This window comes from Methylobacterium gnaphalii, from assembly GCF_007992215.1.
GTDB classification, from domain to species: domain Bacteria; phylum Pseudomonadota; class Alphaproteobacteria; order Rhizobiales; family Beijerinckiaceae; genus Methylobacterium; species Methylobacterium gnaphalii.
Map to the genome: position 1 here is coordinate 92,088 of NZ_BJZV01000014.1, position 17,782 is coordinate 109,869.

The window sequence follows — 17,782 nt, forward strand, 5'->3', positions numbered from 1 at the left end:
GGATACGTCAGGCGCTACCAGACGCCCCATCCCCGCCCGACCCGTAGCGGTGCGGCCCTGGCACGCCGCGGCGGCCCAGGGTCTCGATCAGGAACCACAGTCCAGCCGCCAGCGAGGCGAGGGCGTAGGTCAGCACCGCGACGGGATAGGTATCGGCCAGATCCTCGATCGGCAAGAAGCCAAGTGCCGTCTGCATGAGGGGCAGGGCGAGCCACAGGCCGGTCCGTCCGCGATCGTGCAGGCGCCGCACGGTCTGGGCGAGGCCCGCGAGGAGCAGAAGGACAACGCCGCCGGCTGCCGCCAGCCCGGCCGCGCGCCATCCCTGCGCCGCCAAGGCGACCGAGAGACAGGCCAGAGCCGCCGCCAGCAGGCCGAGCCGTACCACGCGCCGGCCGTAGGCGCGGCGCGACAGCCGGCCCCGCGTATCGAACCCGCGCAGAAGACCCGCCACGAGCGACACTGGCCGCCCCGCCATCACATCACGTTCCCCGCGGCTTCGCCCGCCGGGTCGGGGCCTCCGAGAGCGGGTCCTCCGGCCAGGGATGGCGGGGATAGCGGCCGCGCATCTCGGAGCGTACCGCCGCCCAGGAACCGCGCCAGAACCCAGGCAGGTCGCGGGTGATCTGGATCGGACGCTGGGCCGGCGAGAGCAGGTGAAGCACCAGCGGCACCCGCCCGCCGCCCAGGCTCGGATGCCGGTCGAGGCCGAACAGCTCCTGGACCCGCACCGCCAAGACCGGCTCCTGTCCCGATTCGTAATCGATCGGAATCCGCGAGCCCGTCGGCACCTCGAGATGGGACGGCGCCTCCGCCTCGAGCCGCGCCCGCAGGCTCCAGGGCAGCAGCCCATCGAGCGCCCGTCCGAGGTCGTCGGCCGTGACAGCGTCGCGCCCGGTGCGCCCGATGATCGCCGGAGCGAGCCAAGTCTCCGCCGACTCGGCCAAGGCCTCGTCCGACAGGTCCGGCCACTCGCCACCCTCGGCCGCTCGAAGGAACCGCACCCGGGCCAGCCACTGCCGCTGCCCCGCGCTCCAGGGCAGCCGGTCGATCCCGAGCCCGGCCAATCCTCGCGCCAGAATCCGAGCCGATGATTCATCCTCCGGCACCGGTAACGGACGCTCGTCCAACACCACCGCTCCGAGCCGCCGCCCGGTTCGCGCCCGGAGTTGGCCGCTGGCCTCGTCGAAGGTGGTGTGGGTGTGCCTCTGGATCATGTCTCGCGCGAGCACGGCGACCGCGCCGGGTTCGATGGCTGCGGCGGCCAGAATCCGGGCCGACGCGGCGCTGCCGGCGAGGTCGGCGACCACGATGAAGGGCTCGCGGGCTAGCGCGCTCGCCGGATCGAGCTGACCGGCGCGACCATTCACCATGACGTAGGCGCCGGTATTGGACCGGGCGCGGGCGATCCGATCGGGGTAGGCCAGAGCCAGGAGCGGACCGGGCTGCGACAGGATTTCCTTCGAAAGATCAGCGGCTTCGTGAGAGAGGCCGGCCCGCTCGGCCTGCCGCGCCCAGCCCTCCGCGAGGCGCCGCATATCCGCCGCGCGGCCACCCCGTTCGCGCGCGAACCGCTCCAGCCGCTCGCCCAGGTCGACGCCATCGCCGCCGAGGCCGCGCTCGACCAAAACCGCAGCCAGATCAGCGGCTTGGCGCGCGGCGCCAGCGCCGGCCGCACTCACCACCATCCGGGCGAGGCGCGGCGGCAGCGGCAGCGCGCGCAGGGCGTGCCCCATCGGCGTGATCCGCCCATCCTCGTCGAGGCCGCCGAGACGGGTCAGCAAGGCGCGCGCCTCGGCAAGGGCAGGCGCGGGTGGCGGATCGAGAAAGCGCAGTGTCGTCAGATCCTTGACCCCCCACGCAGCGCAGTCGAGCACCAGCCCGGAGAGGTCGGCGGCGAGGATCTCGGGCCGTGTGAACGGCTCCAGCGCACCCGTGGCAGCCTCTGCCCAGAGACGCCAGCAGATGCCTGGCTCCGTGCGTCCCGCTCGGCCCTGCCGCTGGTCCACCGAGGCACGCGAGGCGCGGGCGGTGACGAGGCGGGTCAGGCCGTTTCCAGGCTCGTAGATCGGCACCCGCGACAAGCCGGAATCGACAACGATTCGAACGCCTTCGATGGTGAGCGACGTCTCGGCAATGGAGGTCGCCAGCACCACTTTGCGCCGCCCATCCCGTGCCGGCGAGACCGCCAGATCCTGCTCGGCCTGGCTCAGCGCCCCGTAGAGTGGAGCGATGTCGGTCTCCGATCCGACCCGGCCCTCCAAGCGCTCGGCGACGCGGCGGATCTCGGCCTGTCCGGGCAGGAAGGCGAGCACCGATCCGGGATCCGCGCGCAGCGCCCGCAGGATCGCGTCCGTGACGGAATCTTCAACCCGTGCAGTGGGTTCGCGATCGAGGTAACGCGTCTCGACGGGGTAGGCCCGCCCCTCGGATCGCACCACCGGCGCCTCACCGAGCAGGGTCGCGACACGCGCGCCGTCGAGCGTCGCGGACATCACGAGCACCCGCAGATCCTCCCGCAAACCCGCCTGTGCATCCAGCGCCAGGGCTAAGCCGAGATCCGCATCGAGCGAGCGCTCATGGAACTCGTCGAACAGCACGGCGCCGACGCCCGACAGCTCGGGATCGTCGAGGATCATGCGCGAGAAGACACCCTCCGTGACAACCTCGATCCGCGTGCGCGCCGAGATCTTGGAGCCGAGCCGAACGCGTAATCCGACAGTTTCTCCAACGGCTTGGCCGAGCGTCCGGGCCATCCGCTCGGCGGCTCCGCGGGCAGCCAGGCGGCGCGGTTCGAGCAGGATGATCTTGCCGTCGTTCAGCCACGGCGCATCGAGCAGCGCCAGCGGCACCCGCGTCGTTTTTCCGGCGCCGGGCGGCGCGACGAGGACCGCCACGTTCGACGCGCACAGGGCCTCCCGCAACTGCGGCAGCACGGCGTCGATCGGGAGGGGAACGTACGGAGATGACGGCATGACGCCCGCTGGTGACGCGGAACCGAGCCGCGCGCAACACGTCGCAGGCGACCGGAGCCTCTGGGCGATGCAACTGGATCTCGGCAGTATGGAAAGTAGCGTTTTCCCAAGCCAGAGGCGGCGCTCGTCTGATTCAACGAACGGCTTCTGCTAAGCGTGGCCGCATGAGCCGCGAACCCGTGACCGCGAAAGTGCCCGCTTCGTTCGATCGCGCCGGCGCGACGCCGATGATGGCGCAGTATCTGGAGATCAAGGCGGCCAATACCGACTGCCTGCTTTTCTACCGGATGGGCGACTTCTTCGAGCTGTTCTTCGAGGATGCCGAAATCGCCTCACGCGCACTGGGCATCGTGCTGACCAAGCGCGGCAAGCACGGCGGCAACGAGATTCCGATGTGCGGAGTGCCGGTCGAGCGCGCCGACGACTATCTCAGCCGCCTGATCGCACTTGGACATCGCGTCGCGGTTTGCCAGCAGGTCGAGGACCCAGCCGAGGCCAAGAAGCGCGGGCCGAAATCGGTGGTTCGTCGCGAGGTTCAGCGCCTCGTGACGCCCGGCACCATTACCGAGGACCGGCTGCTCGACCCAGCCCGCGCGAACCTGCTGCTCGCCATCGGCCGCCGCAAGGTCTCTGACCAGGCATATGCCTACGGGCTCGCAGCGCTCGACATCTCGACCGGACGCTTCTCGCTGAGCGAGGTCGCCGATAGTGCCTTGTCCGCTGCCATCGCCCGCTACGAACCGCGCGAGATCGTGCTGTCCGAGGCGATCTATTCCGATCCGGGTCTGGCGCGGCTCTGGCGCGACACGTCCGCGGCCGTCGTGCCGCTGGCCCAGGCCGAACTGGAGCCGGCCTCAGCCGAGCGGCGCATCCGCGAGCAGTTCGGTGTTGCGACCCTCGAAGGGTTCGGAGCGTTCAGCCGCGCGGAGGTCGCGGCGGCCGGCGCGGCGTTGCTGTACATCGAGCGCACGCAGATCGGCACGCGTGTTCCGCTGTCCGCGCCGACCCAAGAGGCAAGCGGCGCAACGCTGGCGATCGATGCGGCGACACGTGCGAACCTGGAACTCACCCGCACGCTCTCCGGTGAGCGAAAGGGAAGCCTGCTCGATACGATCGATCGCACCGTCTCGGCCGGCGGCGCTCGGCTCCTCGCCGAGCATCTCGCAGGGCCGCTCACCGATCTGGAAGCCATCGGTAGCCGCCATGCAGCGGTGACCTATCTCGCTGGCGAGCCGAGCCTGCGCGGTCCGCTGCGCGACGCGCTCGCCAGCGCTCCCGATATCGCCCGGGCCCTCTCACGCACCGGGCTCGGGCGCGGGGGACCCCGCGATCTCGCTGCCCTGCGCGACGGCCTCGACGCAGCAGCAAGGATCGCTGGCCGGCTCGCAGGTGCTGAGAATGCGCCGAAGCTCCTTAAAGACATCGCGGAGCGGCTGTCCGGGGTGGATGACGGGCTCGTCGCCGAACTCACGATCGCGCTCGCCGACGAGTTGCCGCTCAGCCGGCGCGACGGCAACTTCGTGCGGTCGGGCTACCGAGCCGAGATCGACGAGATGCGTGAACTCGGGCGCGATTCCCGCAAGGTGATCGCTGCGCTCCAAGCCCGCTACGCCGAGGAATCCGGCTGCCGCACCCTCCGGATCAAGCACAACAACGTGCTTGGCTTCTACATCGAGGTGCCGCAGCAGGTCGGTGAGGCCTGCCTCAAGGGTCTGATGAAGGATTTCGTGCACCGCCAGACCATGGTGGACGCGATGCGCTTCACCAGCGTCGAGCTGGGCGAGCTGGAATCCAAGGTCTCTAGCGCTTCAGACCGTGTCCTCGCCATGGAAGGCGAGGTTTTCGACGCACTTGCGAGCCTGGTGCTGGCCCAGGCAGGCATCATCGCCGACGTTGCCGAGGCGCTGGCAGCTCTCGACGTGGCGACGAGCCACGCGGAACTCGCTGTGGAACTCGACTGGGTCCGGCCCAAGCTCGACGAGAGCGTCGCCCTCACCGTCGAGGGTGGCCGCCATCCCGTCGTGGAGTCAGCTCTGCGCCGCGCGGGCGAGCCCTTCATCGCCAATGACTGCGATCTGTCCGGTAAGGAAAGCGGCCGCATCCGTCTCGTCACCGGCCCCAACATGGGCGGTAAGTCCACCTTCCTGCGCCAGAACGCGCTGATCGTCGTGCTCGCGCAGATGGGCGCCTTCGTGCCGGCGCGCGCTGCCCATCTAGGCCTCGTCGATCGCCTGTTCTCCCGCGTCGGCGCGGCGGATGATCTCGCCCGCGGACATTCGACTTTCATGGTCGAGATGGTCGAAACCGCCGCGATCCTCAATCAGGCAACACGGCGTTCTCTCGTCGTCCTCGACGAGATCGGCCGCGGCACGGCGACGTTCGACGGCCTCTCGATCGCGTGGGCCTGCCTGGAGCATCTACACGAGACCAATGGCTGTCGGGCGCTGTTCGCAACGCATTTCCACGAGCTGACTGCGCTGTCGCAGCGCCTGTCTCGGCTCGACAACGCCACACTGCGGGTCACCGAGCATCGCGGCGAGGTGATCTTCCTGCACGAGGTCGTGCCGGGTATCGCGGAGCGCTCTTACGGGTTGCAGGTCGCGCGCCTCGCCGGATTGCCGAAGACCGTAGTGGCGCGGGCCGGAGCGATCCTGAAGGGCCTGGAGGCCTCGGAGCGGGACAGGCCAGCCCGCCGTAAGATCGACGATCTCCCGCTCTTCGCGAGCCTCGCTGACGCACCGCCGCCCGAGCCCGTCCATCCCGTCATTGCCGACGACGGTATCGGAGATCTCATCGACGAGCTCGACCCAGACGCGATGACGCCGCGCGAAGCACTCGAAGCACTGTACCGGCTCAAGAAGGAGCGCGCACGCAAGGCGTGAGCGCACCGCGATTCGTGGCGCAAGACTGCCACGATGTTTGCAGATAAGGACCGCTCGAAGCGAGGAGTTCGACCCATGGCCGCGACGGATTCGGACGCGACCCAGCCCCAGGGCCGGAAATTCCGCATGCGCGACCTCTTTGAGGATCCTCGCGTCATTCAGATGCTGGCGCTCGGCTTCTCCTCTGGTCTGCCGCTGCTTCTCGTGCTCGGCACCTTCACTCTTCGGCTCGCCCAATCCTCGATCGACATCAAGGCGATCGGATTGTTCAGCTACGTCGCCATGCCCTATTCGCTGAAGTTCCTTTGGGCACCAACCATCGACCGGATCGACCTGCCGGTGCTGGCGCCATGGCTCGGGCGGCGGCGTGCCTGGATGGTGGCGACGCAGATCGCGACGGCACTCGCGCTGGTCCTCATGGCCTTTTCCGACCCCGAGCACAGCCTTGCGCTCCTCGGGCTCGGTGCGTTTCTCGTCGCTTTTTGCGCGGCGACGCAGGACGTCGTCATCGATGGCTGGCGCATCGAGGCGGCTGGCACGGACATGCAGGGCATTCTCGCCGCCACCTCGAACCTAGGCTATCGCTTCGGCCTGATCCTGGCAGGGGCCGGGGCACTCTACATCGCAGCCTATGGCGGCTGGACCCTGGCCTACCTGATCATGGCCGCGGCCATGGGCGTCGGGTTGATCGCCGCCCTGTTCGCCGGACGATACGACAGGGCGCGCGAGGTCGCACCGGTGTCCGAGCGCCCGACGCCGATGGAACGCGTGCGACGGGCTATTTTTGAGCCTCTAACCGAGTTGCACCGCCGCATGGGAAACGCGCTCTTCGCGGTGCTGTTACTCGTCGCGCTCTACCGCATGCCCGACTTCATCTCGGGCGTGATGGCAAACCCACTCTACATCAAGCTCGGCTACGACCTCCCGCAAATCGCGACGATTGTGAAACTCGTCGGCATCTGGGTGGGCATCGCCGGCGGGTTTGCAGGGGGGTGGGCCATTTCGCGCTTTGGCATGTTTCCGGCGCTTGTCACGGGCGCCTTTATCGCTGCAGCCTCGCATCTCTCGATGGCTTGGCTCTCCATTGGTGAGCCCGAGCTGTGGCGGCTAGCGATTACCGTGTCGATTGAGAGCCTGTGCGGCTCCTTCGCCGGAATCGCACTGATCACCTATATGTCGAGTCTGACAACGCCCGGCTACGCGGCAACCCAATACGCGCTGTTCTCGTCGCTCTATGCTCTGCCTGGCAAGCTCGTCGCGGGCCTCTCAGGATTCATCGTAGCAGCCTACGGCTACCCGGCCTTCTTCACGATGACAGCGGCCGTCGGAATTCCCGTCGTGGCGCTTTGTTTCGCGGTAGGCCGCGTTCCCGAGCGCGCCAAGGCCAACGCGGCATGCCCGGCAACTCCGACGGCAGGGAACTCCTCCGAAGCCCACGAAATTCCTACATCCGGCATTCCTGCGGCAACCGCGAGGGCGCAGACGTGAGCGATTTAACCGTGGCTGGAGAGGTTCTACCCGTTCCCGCCGGAGCCCCGATATCCCTCAGCGACGAGGATCTGGCGGCCCTGCGCCGCGCGGTGGGTGTACTTGAGAAGCCGACCCTCGCAACGCGGCTGTCAAACGCCGCCGGAGCGCCGCTCGACATGATCGGCCGCTCGCTTCCCGCCCCGGTGACAGATGTGGTCGCGCGCTCCGCGGAAGGGGCGATGCGGGCGGCCTTGCGTGTCGCGTTGGCGACCTTGCCAGATAAGGACGTCGCTCCTGCAGCGTCCGACCTCGAAACCGTCGCGGAGCGGACAGGTAATCGGTTGAGCCGCCTGTTCCAGTCAGCTGACTCGCGACACAAGGCCATGGCGGTATTGTCGGGCGCAGTTGGGGGCGCCTTCGGCTTGGCAACGCTCGCCGTCGAGTTACCGGTCTCGACGACCCTGATGCTGCGCTCGATCGCCGAGATTGCCCGTGAAGAGGGCGAAGATCTCAGCGATCCTGAGAATGCGTTGGCCTGCGTGCAGGTTTTCGCGCTGGGCGGCCGCGGCGGCACCGATACCGCGCTCTCGGAGAGTGGCTACTTCGCGGTGCGCGCCGCGCTCGCCAAGACCATGGCGGAGGCGGCGAAATACGCCGCTCACCGTTCGGTGCTTGATTCTTCGGCGCCGGCTTTGATCCGCTTTGCCTCACAGATCGCCGCGCGCTTCGGCATCGTGGTCTCGCAGAAGGTTGCAGCGCAGGCCGTCCCGGTGCTCGGCGCCTTCGGTGGTGCGGCGGTAAACACGGCCTTCATGAACCACTTCCAGGCGATGGCCCGGGCGCATTTCACGGTTCGCCGCTTGGAACGCGTTTATGGCGCCGAACCGGTGCGCGAGGCCTATACCTTGGAGAAGGAAGCGCTCGGTATCGCTTGAGCGTCGGCGGCGGCCTCAGTCAGCTGGATAGAGCGTCTTCAGCAACTGGTGGACGAGGCGCGCCGTCTGCACTTCGCCGCCTTCGGGGCGGCCCGGCTTTGTTGACGGATTCCAGCCGTAGAGATCGAAATGGACGTGGCGCTTCGTATTCGGCGCGAAGCGGCGCAGGAAAAGCGCCGCGGTGATCGCTCCCGCGAAGGGGCCGCCCGAGACGTTATTTAAGTCGGCGACCTTCGAATCGAGCAGGCTTGCATAGGGCGCGTGCAGCGGAAGCCGCCACACTGGGTCGATGGCCTCGCGCCCGGCTGTCTCGACAGCTGACGCCAGCGCATCATCTTCGGTGAAAAAGGCAGGCAAGTCGGGGCCGAGTGCGGTACGAGCCGCACCCGTGAGCGTCGCAAAGTCGATGATCAGGTCAGGCTTCTCAGCCTCAGCGAGCGACAGGGCATCCGCCAGGATCAACCGGCCCTCCGCATCGGTGTTGCCGATCTCGACGGTTAGGCCCGAGCGCGCCGTGAGGATATCGCCGGGACGGAACGCGTTTCCGGCGATCGCGTTCTCGACGGCTGGAATGATGAGGCGAAGGCGCAGTTTCAGGCCGGATCCCATGACCATTTCGGCGGCGCTGAGCGCCGCAGCTGCGCCGCCCATGTCCTTTTTCATAAGCAGCATGCCGCTGGACGGCTTGATGTCGAGGCCGCCGGTATCGAAGACAACACCCTTGCCGACGAGCGTCACGCGCGGAGCGTCGGCTGGCCCCCAGGTCAAATCGATCAGCCGGGGAGGCCGCGTCGAGGCCTTCCCGACCGCGTGCACCATTGGGAATTCCTGCTCGAGCTCTTCGCCGCTCGTCACGTTGATCGCTGCGCCGAAGCGCTCCGCGAGCGCACGTGCGGCAGCCTCGATCTCAGCTGGGCCGAGCCCGTTCGACGGCGTATTAACGAGATCGCGCCCGGCGGCGACGGCGCGGGCGATCCGTAGAACCGCTTCCGCATCAATGCTCTCGGGGGCGACGAGAACCGGCAACGCAGCCGCCGCTTTCTTGTAGCGGTCGAAGCGGTAGCTCGACATTAGCCAGGCCAGGGCTGCATCGGCCAAGTCGAGCCCGCTTTCCTCGAAGCGATAGCGCCCCTCAGGCAGAAGCGCGACGAGGCGACCGGCAACGAAGCTATCGTGTGCGGCAGCCTTCGTGTCGCCGAGTCCAAAGAGGACACGCTCCAGCCGACCGTCCTCGCTCGGCAACAGGCATACACGTCCTGCCTTCGGGGTGAAGCCTGTCGTTCCTGCGTAGGCACGCTGAACCGGTGTCAGAGCAGCGGTGACGTTGTCCCAATTGGCCTGATCGATGGCGCGGATCGGAATCGCGGCCGTACCGGCGGGAAGGAGATCGAGAAGGTGGAGTTGCATCGACTCTGACGTCGTAAGCGGAAAATAGGTTTGCGGTATGAGGCCGAGGCCGATTTACGCACCGTTAGGGTTAACGACCTATCACCAAAGGATCGGGACGGCGATGCCGGCAGCGACGATGATCGGGAGCGGAACATGCGTGCGGCGCCTTTGATACCTCACGCCTTCTCATCATTCGGTAAGGCGGGGCGGTCACTCGGCGCCGCAGCGCTCGTCGCGGCTCTTGCGGCCGGATGCCAGTCCCGCTCGCCGGAGACGACGGGTTCCATTGGCGCCGTTTCCACACCGCGCACCGCCTCGCGCGGAGAGGTCGATAATCTGGGTGCAAAATACAGCGCCGATCCGGCCGATGTCGGAGTCGCAATGCGCTACGCTTCAGCGCTGCGCGCAACAAACCAGCGGACACAAGCTGTCGCCGTCCTGCAGCAGACCGCCCTACGCAACCCGAAGAACCGGGCCGTGCTTGCTGCCTACGGCAAGAGTCTCGCTGATGCCGGCCGCTTCGCGGAAGCCGCCGAGGTTCTCCAGAATGCGCACACACCGGCCCAACCGGACTGGCGCGTGCTCTCGGCGCAGGGAACCGTCGCCGATCAGCTCGGTGATCACGTCCGTGCGCAGGGCTTCTATGAGGCTGCTCTCAAGATCGTGCCAAACGAACCAACGGTCCTTTCAAACCTCGGACTGTCCTATCTGCTCGGACGTCAGCTCGATCAGGCGGAGACGACGCTGCGGCTGGCAGCAGATCAGCCGCATGCCGATGCACGCGTGCGCCAGAACCTGGCGCTCGCCTTGGGCTTGAGGGGCCGCTTCGACGAGGCCGAGACGGTTCTTCGCCGCGACCTAACGCCCGAAGCCGCTGCGGCGAACATCGTCTCGCTGCGCGCCGTCGTTGCACGTCAGTCGAGCGAGAAGGCCGCCAAGACCGTCAGCCGCGAGCTGCCACGAGCCGTAATTGCCGCGCCCCGAACCTGACCGGATTGCGTTTCCCAATCTGTCGCGATCACTTGTAACCGAAGACCTGGACGACAGCCGGCATCAGGATCACGACGAACAGCACCGGCAAGAAGAATAGGATCATTGGCACCGTCAATTTCGGCGGTAGCGCGGCAGCCTTCTTCTCCGCCGCTGTCAGGCGCTGATCGCGGCTTTCCTGCGCTAGGACGCGCAAAGCCTGGCCCACGGGCGTGCCGTAGCGCTCGGCCTGGATCAATGCCGTGGCGACGGACTTCACCTCCTCCAGACCGATGCGAGAGGCCATGTTCTCGTAGGCCGTGCGCCTTTCCGGCAGGAAAGACAGCTCGGCGACGGTCAGGGCAAGCTCCTCGGCCAGCACCAGCGATTGTGCGGCAATCTCGATGCCGACACGACGGAAGGCGTTCTCGACCGCCATGCCGGACTCGACGCAGATCAGGGCGAGGTCGAGCGCGTCGGGCCATGCACGCCTGATCTCGGCCTGACGCTTTCCGATGAGATTGGTCAGGAAGAGTTCGGGCAGCTTGATGCCGACGAAGGTTGCAGCGATCACGATCCCTATCTTGATCGTGGCTGGTTGATCGAGAACATCGAGCACAAACAAGTAGATCGTCGATGCCACAGCCATCACGGCTGGCGAGACGAGCCGGAAAAACAGAAAAGCCGTCTCCGCACCCTGGCCGCGATAGCCGGCCATCACGAGCTTTGTCTTCGACGTTTCGGTGCCGAGCCACCGGCTGAGATTGAACCGCTCGACGACGTTTTTCATGTACGCCTTCGGTTCGGTGCGCAGCGTCGACTTGTTCGCCATCTTCTCACGTTCGCGCTGGCGAAGCTGTTCGCGCTCATCGCTCACGAGCTTCATGCGCTTGCCAAGCCTATCCGGCTCAAGGAGCGGCTGAACCAGAGCGAAAGCGGTTGCCGCCACGGCGAGACCCGTCAGCACCATGGCGCCGAGCTTTGGGTTCATCAGGGCGTCGATGATGGAACCGTTCATGGCTCGCAAGTCCTGGAGGCGCCGAACTCGTCGGGCTGTGTTTCCTACCGCTCACATCTCAGCGAGCGGTGCCGCTCAAATGTCGAAATTGATCATTTTCTTCATGGTGAAGATGCCGATCACCATCCAAATTGCAGATCCGAGCAGCGACAGCCGCCCGATCTGCGTCGTCCAGAGTAATGAGATATAGTCGGGGCTCGACAAGTAGGTCAGCAGCGTGACTACAAATGGCAGACATGCGATGATTGCAGCTGAGGCCTTCGCCTCCATGCTCATCGCCTGCACTTTACCAACCATCTTCTTGCGTTCTCGCAGCACGCGCGACAGGTTGCTCAGCGCCTCCGAAAGGTTGCCGCCCGACTTTGCCTGAATGCCGATGACGATAGCAAAGAAGTTGACGTCGTTGACGGGTACGCGCTCATACATTTTGAGGATCGCGTCTGACATCGGCACGCCGAGGGTCTGAGCCTCGATCGCCATTCGGAACTCGCTGCGCACGGGCTCCTGGGACTCGCGCGCGATGATCCGCAAGCAGTCGCCTACGGGAATGCCCGAGCGGATGCCGCGGACAACCACGTCGATCGCGTTCGGGAGTTCGACGACGAACTTGCCGACACGCCGCTTCTGCAGAAATGACAGCCACCAGCGGGGCAGTCCGAAGGCGCCAGCGAACGCTGCGCCCGCTCCCACCAGCATGTCACCACTCACGATCAAGACCAAGGCGCCGACGACGAGGCCCACAAGCGCAGAGATGACGAAGAATTTCTGGCGAGACCAATCGAGGCCGGCACGAGCCAGCCGGGTCTCGAGGGTGATCTTGGTGGTTGCCTTCTTGGCCTCAATTTCCTTCAGGCTCTTGGCGACCTGCTCGCGCCGATTGATCGCAGTCGTCCGATCGATCGCGGCCTTCGGCGTGCCAAGCGCCTTCACGCGCTGCTCCGCGCGACGCTCGCCGGACAGAAGCGGCATAAGCAATACGTAAGCGATGCCGCCAGCCGCCACCGCAGCCAAACCCGCAGCGATCGAGGCGCCGGTCGCGTTCATTCGTTGGCTGCCTCGGGAACGGCGGCGGCGTCGAGAGCCGCGGCGAGGGCGCGCTCTTCGCCGTAGTAGCGGGCCCGCTCCCAGAAGCGAGGGCGGCCGACGCCGGTCGAGCGGTGGCGCCCAATCAGCTTGCCGTTCGCGTCCTCACCGAGGATGTCGTAGACTAAGAGATCCTGGGTAATAATGACGTCGCCCTCCATCCCGAGCACCTCGGTGATGTGAGTGATGCGGCGCGAGCCGTCGCGCAGGCGCATCGCCTGGATGATGACGTCGACCGAGCCAGTAATCATCTCGCGCAGCGTCCGCGACGGTAGCGCGAAGCCGCCCATCGTGATCATCGACTCAATACGCGACAGGCACTCACGGGGCGAGTTTGCGTGCAACGTACCCATGGAGCCGTCGTGGCCAGTATTCATCGCCTGCAGCAGATCGAAGGCCTCGGGTCCGCGCACCTCGCCGACGATGATGCGCTCAGGACGCATGCGCAGGCAGTTTTTGACGAGATCGCGCATGGTGATCGCGCCCGAGCCCTCGAGGTTTGGAGGCCTGGTCTCAAGACGCACGACGTGCGGCTGCTGGAGTTGGAGCTCGGCGGCGTCCTCGCAGGTGATGACGCGCTCGTCGTGCTCGATATAGGCTGTGAGACAGTTCAGCAGCGTCGTCTTGCCCGAGCCGGTACCTCCCGAGATAACGACGTTGCAGCGGACTTTGCCGATGATCTGCAGGATCTTGGCGCCCTCTGGCGAAATCGCGCCGAAACGGACAAGTTGCTCCAGGGTCAGCTTGTCCTTCTTGAACTTACGGATGGTCAGGGCCGGCCCGTCGATGGCGAGCGGCGGAGCGATGACGTTGACGCGCGAGCCGTCCGGTAAGCGCGCATCGCAGATTGGCGACGCTTCGTCGACGCGGCGGCCGACCTGGCTGACGATGCGTTGGCAGATGTTCATCAGCTGCGCATTGTCGCGAAAGCGCACGGAGGTCAGCTGGATCTTGCCGGCGACTTCGATGAAGGTCCGCTCGGCCCCGTTGACCATCACGTCGGCGATATCGTCGCGCGCCAGAAGTGGCTCCAGCGGGCCGTAACCGAGCACGTCATTGCAGATGTCGTCGAGTAGCTCTTCCTGCTCGGCAATCGACAGGACGATGTTCTTGAGGCCGATAATTTCCGACACGATGTCGCGGATTTCTTCGCGGGCACTCTCGCCGTCGAGGCGCGCGAGCTGGGCGAGGTCGATGGCCTCGATCAGCGCACCAAAGATCATGCTCTTGGTACGGAAGTAGTCCTCAGACTTCTGCGGCGCTGGCGGCGGGGCGACCGTTCGCTGGCGCGCCGAGGCTTCCGTAGGCACCGGCATCGCGATCGGCTCAGCCACGCGCGCAGGCGCCGCCGGCATCGGCTTGGGGGCCAGTGCCGGAGCTGCGGAGGAACCTGTGCGTCTGCCGAACATCGCGTCCCGCGCCTTCAGTGTCTTAGGACGCCTTGCGGCGCGAAAGCTTGGCGAGCAGCGGCTCGAGCATGGTCGGCCGGCTGCGGCGCAGTTCGGCGCGACCGGTGACAGCGGCAGCAAGGCTGCCGAACACCTCGGCCGGCTTCGCATTGGCCTGAACCTCGGCAATCATCTGGCCATTGTTCGCCGCTGTTCCGAACAGAGCCGGATCCGATGGCAAGACGGCGCTTAGCGTAAGGTCGAGCGCCTTTGCGAACTCGGCGGCGGCGATCTCAGGACGCTTCGGGACCCCGACGCCATTCAGCACCACGCGGGCGCGGGCATCGTTCGGGCGGCTCTGTGCGAGGAGGGCAAGCAGGTTCTTTGTGTTCCGTAGCGAGGCAAGATCCGGCTGCGCGACAATGAGAATCTCGTCCGCTGCAATCAGCATGCGCCGCGTCCAGGCCGACCAGCCCTGCGGTACGTCCAGCACGATGCAAGGAACGGCGGCCCTGAGCAGGTCGAGGAGGGCGTCGAAGGACGTCTCCGAGAGGTCAACCGTCCGGTCTAGGGTGGCGGGTGCCGATAGCAAGCTTAGGTTGTCGCTGCACTTCGACAAAAGCCGGTCGAGCAGGTTCGCGTCGAGGCGCTCGGGCGCGAAGACCGCCTCGGCGATACCCTGCGGCGGATCCTGGTTGAAATTCAGGCTTGCCGTGCCGAAGGCGATCGAAAGGTCGGCAATGACCGTCGCGGTGCCGTGTTCTCGCGCGATGGTCCAGGCAAGATTGTGCGCAATCGTCGACGACCCGACGCCGCCCCGCGCGCCAAACACTGCAATCGTCCGTCCTACCGGCTTCGCACCCGGTGCCGAGAAGAGATCGGAGATCGCCGAGATGAGGCTCAGCGGCTCGACCGGGGCCATGAGGTATTCGCTGACGCCGCGCTGCAGAAACTGGCGATAGAGCAGCACGTCATTGACGTGCCCGATGATAATGACCTTGGTGCCCGGGTCGCAGACTTCCGCGAGAGCATCGAGACATTCGAGCGGGCGCGACTTCGGACCCTGGATCTCGATCACGATGACGTTTGGCGTCGGCGCTTGACGGAAGGCCTCAACCGCGGCCGCGCCGCCGCCCATCTGAACGCGAACGTGCGCCTTCTCCATGCGCCGGTCGCCGACGGTGGTCTCGATTAAGGCCGCCGTCTCCGCGGTCTCGCAGAAGGCCTGGATCGTGATCCGCGGGACCGCAGCGATGATGCGCTCGTTCGGCTCGTTCGGGTCCGGCATGTCTCGCTTCCGGTTGATGGAATTACGCGTGTGACGGCCGGAACGACGAAGGCCGATCCGATCGTCTAACGGCGCTGCCCGCTACTGGCTGCCTGTTTTCACCTCAGCCTTCCCATCCTGACGCCATGTGGTTGACGGATCCTTGCTTTGGCGAAGCTGGTCGATGACCTGGGTCCGACGAACCGTATCGATGCGGCCCTCCGGTCGGCCGCGCACAAGGTCAACCGGATCGGCCACTTGAGCAGCGATGTTAGAGCGCGTGGCACATCCGAGGTTCCACGTAGGCTCGTTCCGCACGCTAGAGACAGGCGTGCTGACTCCCAGATCCTGCGGCCACAACCCACACTCGCTCGCAACCTTGGCTTCCATACGCTGGAAGCTGAGGCGGACTGGCGAAGCGAGCGAAGGATCAGCAGCAAGGTAGTCCGCGACGACGATGGCGCCTTTCGGCACACCGTTCTCGGCCATGACTCGACGGACCGCCACGCCTGTCCGCTCCGCCGCAGCTCCAACGATTGGACCGGCGCCGCGCGGCATGTCGATGGTGAGTTGGCCACGCCCGTAGCGCCGATACTCAAGCAGGAAGGCGTTGAGATCCGCCGCCTGGCGCGGATCGAGATGACCGGGCCCAGTCGGGAAAATATCAAGGGTTCGACCGCCCTCTGCGAGTACAAAGGCATGGCGAGCCCGCACATCGTGCGGATAGATCGAGCCGGTCTGATCGACGCGGTCGCTTTTGCAGGCACTCAGTGAGGCGCCCAGAAGGGAAAGGGCTGCCAAAGCCAGCGGCAAGCGAAGCGTTGTCGAGGGTCGGGGTGCCATTGTTCGCGATCCTGATACGGCTTCTGGCCGGGCATGGATGTCGGGAGATTTCAGATCCGGGTCAGTCGGCTATGAAGCCGACATGTCCGCGGTAACCCTGACCGAGCGAACGCCCGCCGGCCGAGCCGTAGATCTTGTTGACGCGTCCAAGCAGCACACCTTGAAGATCGGTGGCCTCGACAAACCCGTCGTCGGGACGGCGTGCCTGAGACGGCTGCATCGGTTTAGCGATGTAGGGGGTGACCATGATCATCAACTCTGTTTCCTGCCGCTGGTAGTCGCGCGAACGAAACAGGGCGCCGAGAATCGGAAGATTCATCAGCCCAGGCAAACCATTGATAGCGGTCTTCGACTTCTGCTGAATAAGGCCGGCAGTCATCATCGTCGCACCCGACGCAAGTTCTATTGTTGTCTCCGACTTTCGCACCGTCATTCCGGGAACAGGCGTTGTTTGATTTGAATTCGCGAAAGTGTAGTTGAATGAATTTTGCGGATCGATTTCACGCACTTCGGTACCGACGCGCAGCGAAATTCTGTTTTCGGCCAAGACTACCGGCGTAAAGACTAAGGAGACGCCGTAAGGTTTAAATTCCAGACCAACTTGGCAGCCGTTGCCTCCCGAGCAAGTTACCCCACTGGGCACTGGTATTTCACCGCCTGCGGTGAAATTGGCCGACTCGCCCGAAATCGCGGTCAGGGTCGGCTCCGCCAGAATGCGAGAGACGCCTGCCTGCTCGAATGCCCTCAGCGTCGCCGTGAGACTTCCTCCACCGCCGGTGTTCAGGGTGCCGGAGAGAAGATTTCCGTTGGGAAATTGCGAACCTGACAGGGCTAGAGGCGTCTGATTGACGAAGTTGAGATTTGACCAACTACCACTGACGTTGACGCCGAACTGCTTGAGCACCGTCCGCGCCACTTCGACCACAGTGACGCGCAGCATCACCTGATCCTTCTCGCGAATGGTCAGGTTGTTGATCACCGCCCCACGCGAGGCAGTCCCACCGCTGATGCCCGATGCGCCTCCCGTCGCCCCCGTAGCGCCCACGAACCCATTCGCTAAGTCGACCGCGCGGCTGGCATCAGAAGCGGAGGCGACGGTACCGGATAGGATGATCGAGTCTCCCGCCGAACGGACCTCAAATCGGCCAGTTGGAAAGCTCTGCTGCAGGGTCTGCTGGAGCAACGGGAGCTTGAGTTCACGTGCGACGACCACGTCGAGCGCCGCGATCTGGCGACCATCGCCATCCATCACGAAGATGGAGGTTGCACCTTCCTCCATACCGATCACGAACACCTTGCGGGTCGATCGCACGACGGCATTCGCGACGTTGGGGTTGGCGACGAAGACCTCCTTTGCATCGCGCGGAAGGTCGATAATCATTGAGCGCCCCTTGCTCAGCTCGACTTTCCGGGAGGCCGAAGACTCGTCTGCCCCTACCGACACGACGGGTGCCTGGCCGAGGCCGCCGCGGGTTTGTCCTTGCGCGGCGGCGGTGGTCGCAACGGCAAAAGCGCAGAAGGCCGGGATAAGGAGGCGCATGCGGTTGATCGTCATGAGACTGCTTT

Annotated in this window: 13 protein-coding genes; 4 read left to right on the plus strand and 9 right to left on the minus strand. The window is 65.6% G+C overall.

The window, feature by feature from the left end:
* Positions 1–7: 7 nt before the first annotated feature.
* Both MGN01_RS13645 and hrpB read right to left on the minus strand, forming a co-directional pair.
* Positions 8–475: a DUF805 domain-containing protein gene (locus MGN01_RS13645; protein ID WP_147047192.1), complete on the minus strand. Its 468-nt coding sequence runs from the start codon at positions 473–475 to the stop codon at positions 8–10.
* A gap of 4 nt (positions 476–479) precedes the next feature.
* Positions 480–2,972 (minus strand): ATP-dependent helicase HrpB, encoded by a 2,493-nt coding sequence (gene hrpB / locus MGN01_RS13650; protein WP_147047194.1) that lies wholly within the window; start codon positions 2,970–2,972, stop codon positions 480–482.
* A 164-nt stretch (positions 2,973–3,136) separates the two neighbouring features.
* Here hrpB and mutS point away from each other — a divergent pair, with 164 nt between their 5' ends.
* The 3 genes from mutS (at position 3,137) to MGN01_RS13665 (ending at position 8,259) form a co-directional block, all read left to right on the plus strand.
* Positions 3,137–5,854, plus strand: a complete 2,718-nt coding sequence (gene mutS / locus MGN01_RS13655) for a DNA mismatch repair protein MutS (RefSeq protein WP_147047196.1) — start codon at positions 3,137–3,139, stop codon at positions 5,852–5,854.
* Between the two features lie 75 nt (positions 5,855–5,929).
* The gene (locus MGN01_RS13660; protein WP_147047197.1) at positions 5,930–7,342 is read left to right on the plus strand and encodes an AmpG family muropeptide MFS transporter; all 1,413 of its coding nucleotides are present in this window, start codon (positions 5,930–5,932) and stop codon (positions 7,340–7,342) included.
* Positions 7,339–8,259 carry an EcsC family protein gene (locus tag MGN01_RS13665; protein WP_147047199.1) on the plus strand — a complete coding sequence of 307 codons (921 nt, stop codon included), beginning with the start codon at positions 7,339–7,341 and terminating at the stop codon, positions 8,257–8,259. Before MGN01_RS13660 ends, MGN01_RS13665 begins: the two co-directional genes overlap by 4 nt.
* Before the next feature lie 15 nt (positions 8,260–8,274).
* On the opposite strand, the gene MGN01_RS13670 is transcribed toward MGN01_RS13665, so the two are convergent.
* Positions 8,275–9,666: a leucyl aminopeptidase family protein gene (locus tag MGN01_RS13670; protein ID WP_147047201.1), complete on the minus strand. Its 1,392-nt coding sequence runs from the start codon at positions 9,664–9,666 to the stop codon at positions 8,275–8,277.
* A 135-nt stretch (positions 9,667–9,801) separates the two neighbouring features.
* On the opposite strand from MGN01_RS13670, the gene MGN01_RS13675 reads away from it, so the two are divergent.
* Positions 9,802–10,638 carry a tetratricopeptide repeat protein gene (locus MGN01_RS13675; RefSeq protein ID WP_147047202.1) on the plus strand — a complete coding sequence of 279 codons (837 nt, stop codon included), beginning with the start codon at positions 9,802–9,804 and terminating at the stop codon, positions 10,636–10,638.
* 28 nt (positions 10,639–10,666) lie between these two features.
* On the opposite strand, the gene MGN01_RS13680 is transcribed toward MGN01_RS13675, so the two are convergent.
* The 6 genes from MGN01_RS13680 to MGN01_RS13705 form a co-directional block, all read right to left on the minus strand.
* On the minus strand, positions 10,667–11,635 hold the full coding sequence (locus MGN01_RS13680; protein ID WP_147047204.1) for a type II secretion system F family protein: 969 nt from the start codon (positions 11,633–11,635) through the stop codon (positions 10,667–10,669).
* Between the two features lie 75 nt (positions 11,636–11,710).
* A complete protein-coding gene (locus MGN01_RS13685) occupies positions 11,711–12,679 on the minus strand; it encodes a type II secretion system F family protein (RefSeq protein ID WP_147047205.1) in 969 nt (322 codons plus the stop codon).
* The gene (locus MGN01_RS13690; protein WP_147047207.1) at positions 12,676–14,127 is read right to left on the minus strand and encodes a TadA family conjugal transfer-associated ATPase; all 1,452 of its coding nucleotides are present in this window, start codon (positions 14,125–14,127) and stop codon (positions 12,676–12,678) included. The genes MGN01_RS13685 and MGN01_RS13690 overlap by 4 nt, the downstream gene beginning before the upstream one ends.
* 22 nt (positions 14,128–14,149) lie before the next feature.
* Entirely contained in the window at positions 14,150–15,394 is a 1,245-nt protein-coding gene (locus MGN01_RS13695; RefSeq protein WP_147047209.1) for a CpaE/TadZ family protein, read from the minus strand.
* Positions 15,395–15,475: 81 nt separating this feature from the next.
* Positions 15,476–16,216, minus strand: a complete 741-nt coding sequence (locus tag MGN01_RS13700) for a CpaD family pilus assembly protein (protein WP_147047211.1) — start codon at positions 16,214–16,216, stop codon at positions 15,476–15,478.
* A gap of 61 nt (positions 16,217–16,277) precedes the next feature.
* Positions 16,278–17,771 carry a type II and III secretion system protein family protein gene (locus MGN01_RS13705; protein ID WP_147047212.1) on the minus strand — a complete coding sequence of 498 codons (1,494 nt, stop codon included), beginning with the start codon at positions 17,769–17,771 and terminating at the stop codon, positions 16,278–16,280.
* Positions 17,772–17,782: the final 11 nt, after the last annotated feature.

Excerpts from the sequence above, each read along its gene's own strand:
- MGN01_RS13705 (WP_147047212.1), bottom strand. The coding sequence starts at position 17,771 with ATGACGATCAACCGCATGCGCCTCCTTATCCCGGCCTTCTGCGCTTTT.
- hrpB (WP_147047194.1), bottom strand. The coding sequence starts at position 2,972 with ATGCCGTCATCTCCGTACGTTCCCCTCCCGATCGACGCCGTGCTGCCG.
- MGN01_RS13670 (WP_147047201.1), bottom strand. The coding sequence starts at position 9,666 with ATGCAACTCCACCTTCTCGATCTCCTTCCCGCCGGTACGGCCGCGATT.
- mutS (WP_147047196.1), top strand. The coding sequence starts at position 3,137 with ATGAGCCGCGAACCCGTGACCGCGAAAGTGCCCGCTTCGTTCGATCGC.
- MGN01_RS13690 (WP_147047207.1), bottom strand. The coding sequence starts at position 14,127 with ATGTTCGGCAGACGCACAGGTTCCTCCGCAGCTCCGGCACTGGCCCCC.
- MGN01_RS13675 (WP_147047202.1), top strand. The coding sequence starts at position 9,802 with ATGCGTGCGGCGCCTTTGATACCTCACGCCTTCTCATCATTCGGTAAG.
- MGN01_RS13700 (WP_147047211.1), bottom strand. The coding sequence starts at position 16,216 with ATGGCACCCCGACCCTCGACAACGCTTCGCTTGCCGCTGGCTTTGGCA.
- MGN01_RS13695 (WP_147047209.1), bottom strand. The coding sequence starts at position 15,394 with ATGCCGGACCCGAACGAGCCGAACGAGCGCATCATCGCTGCGGTCCCG.
- MGN01_RS13645 (WP_147047192.1), bottom strand. The coding sequence starts at position 475 with ATGGCGGGGCGGCCAGTGTCGCTCGTGGCGGGTCTTCTGCGCGGGTTC.
- MGN01_RS13685 (WP_147047205.1), bottom strand. The coding sequence starts at position 12,679 with ATGAACGCGACCGGCGCCTCGATCGCTGCGGGTTTGGCTGCGGTGGCG.
- MGN01_RS13680 (WP_147047204.1), bottom strand. The coding sequence starts at position 11,635 with ATGAACGGTTCCATCATCGACGCCCTGATGAACCCAAAGCTCGGCGCC.
- MGN01_RS13660 (WP_147047197.1), top strand. The coding sequence starts at position 5,930 with ATGGCCGCGACGGATTCGGACGCGACCCAGCCCCAGGGCCGGAAATTC.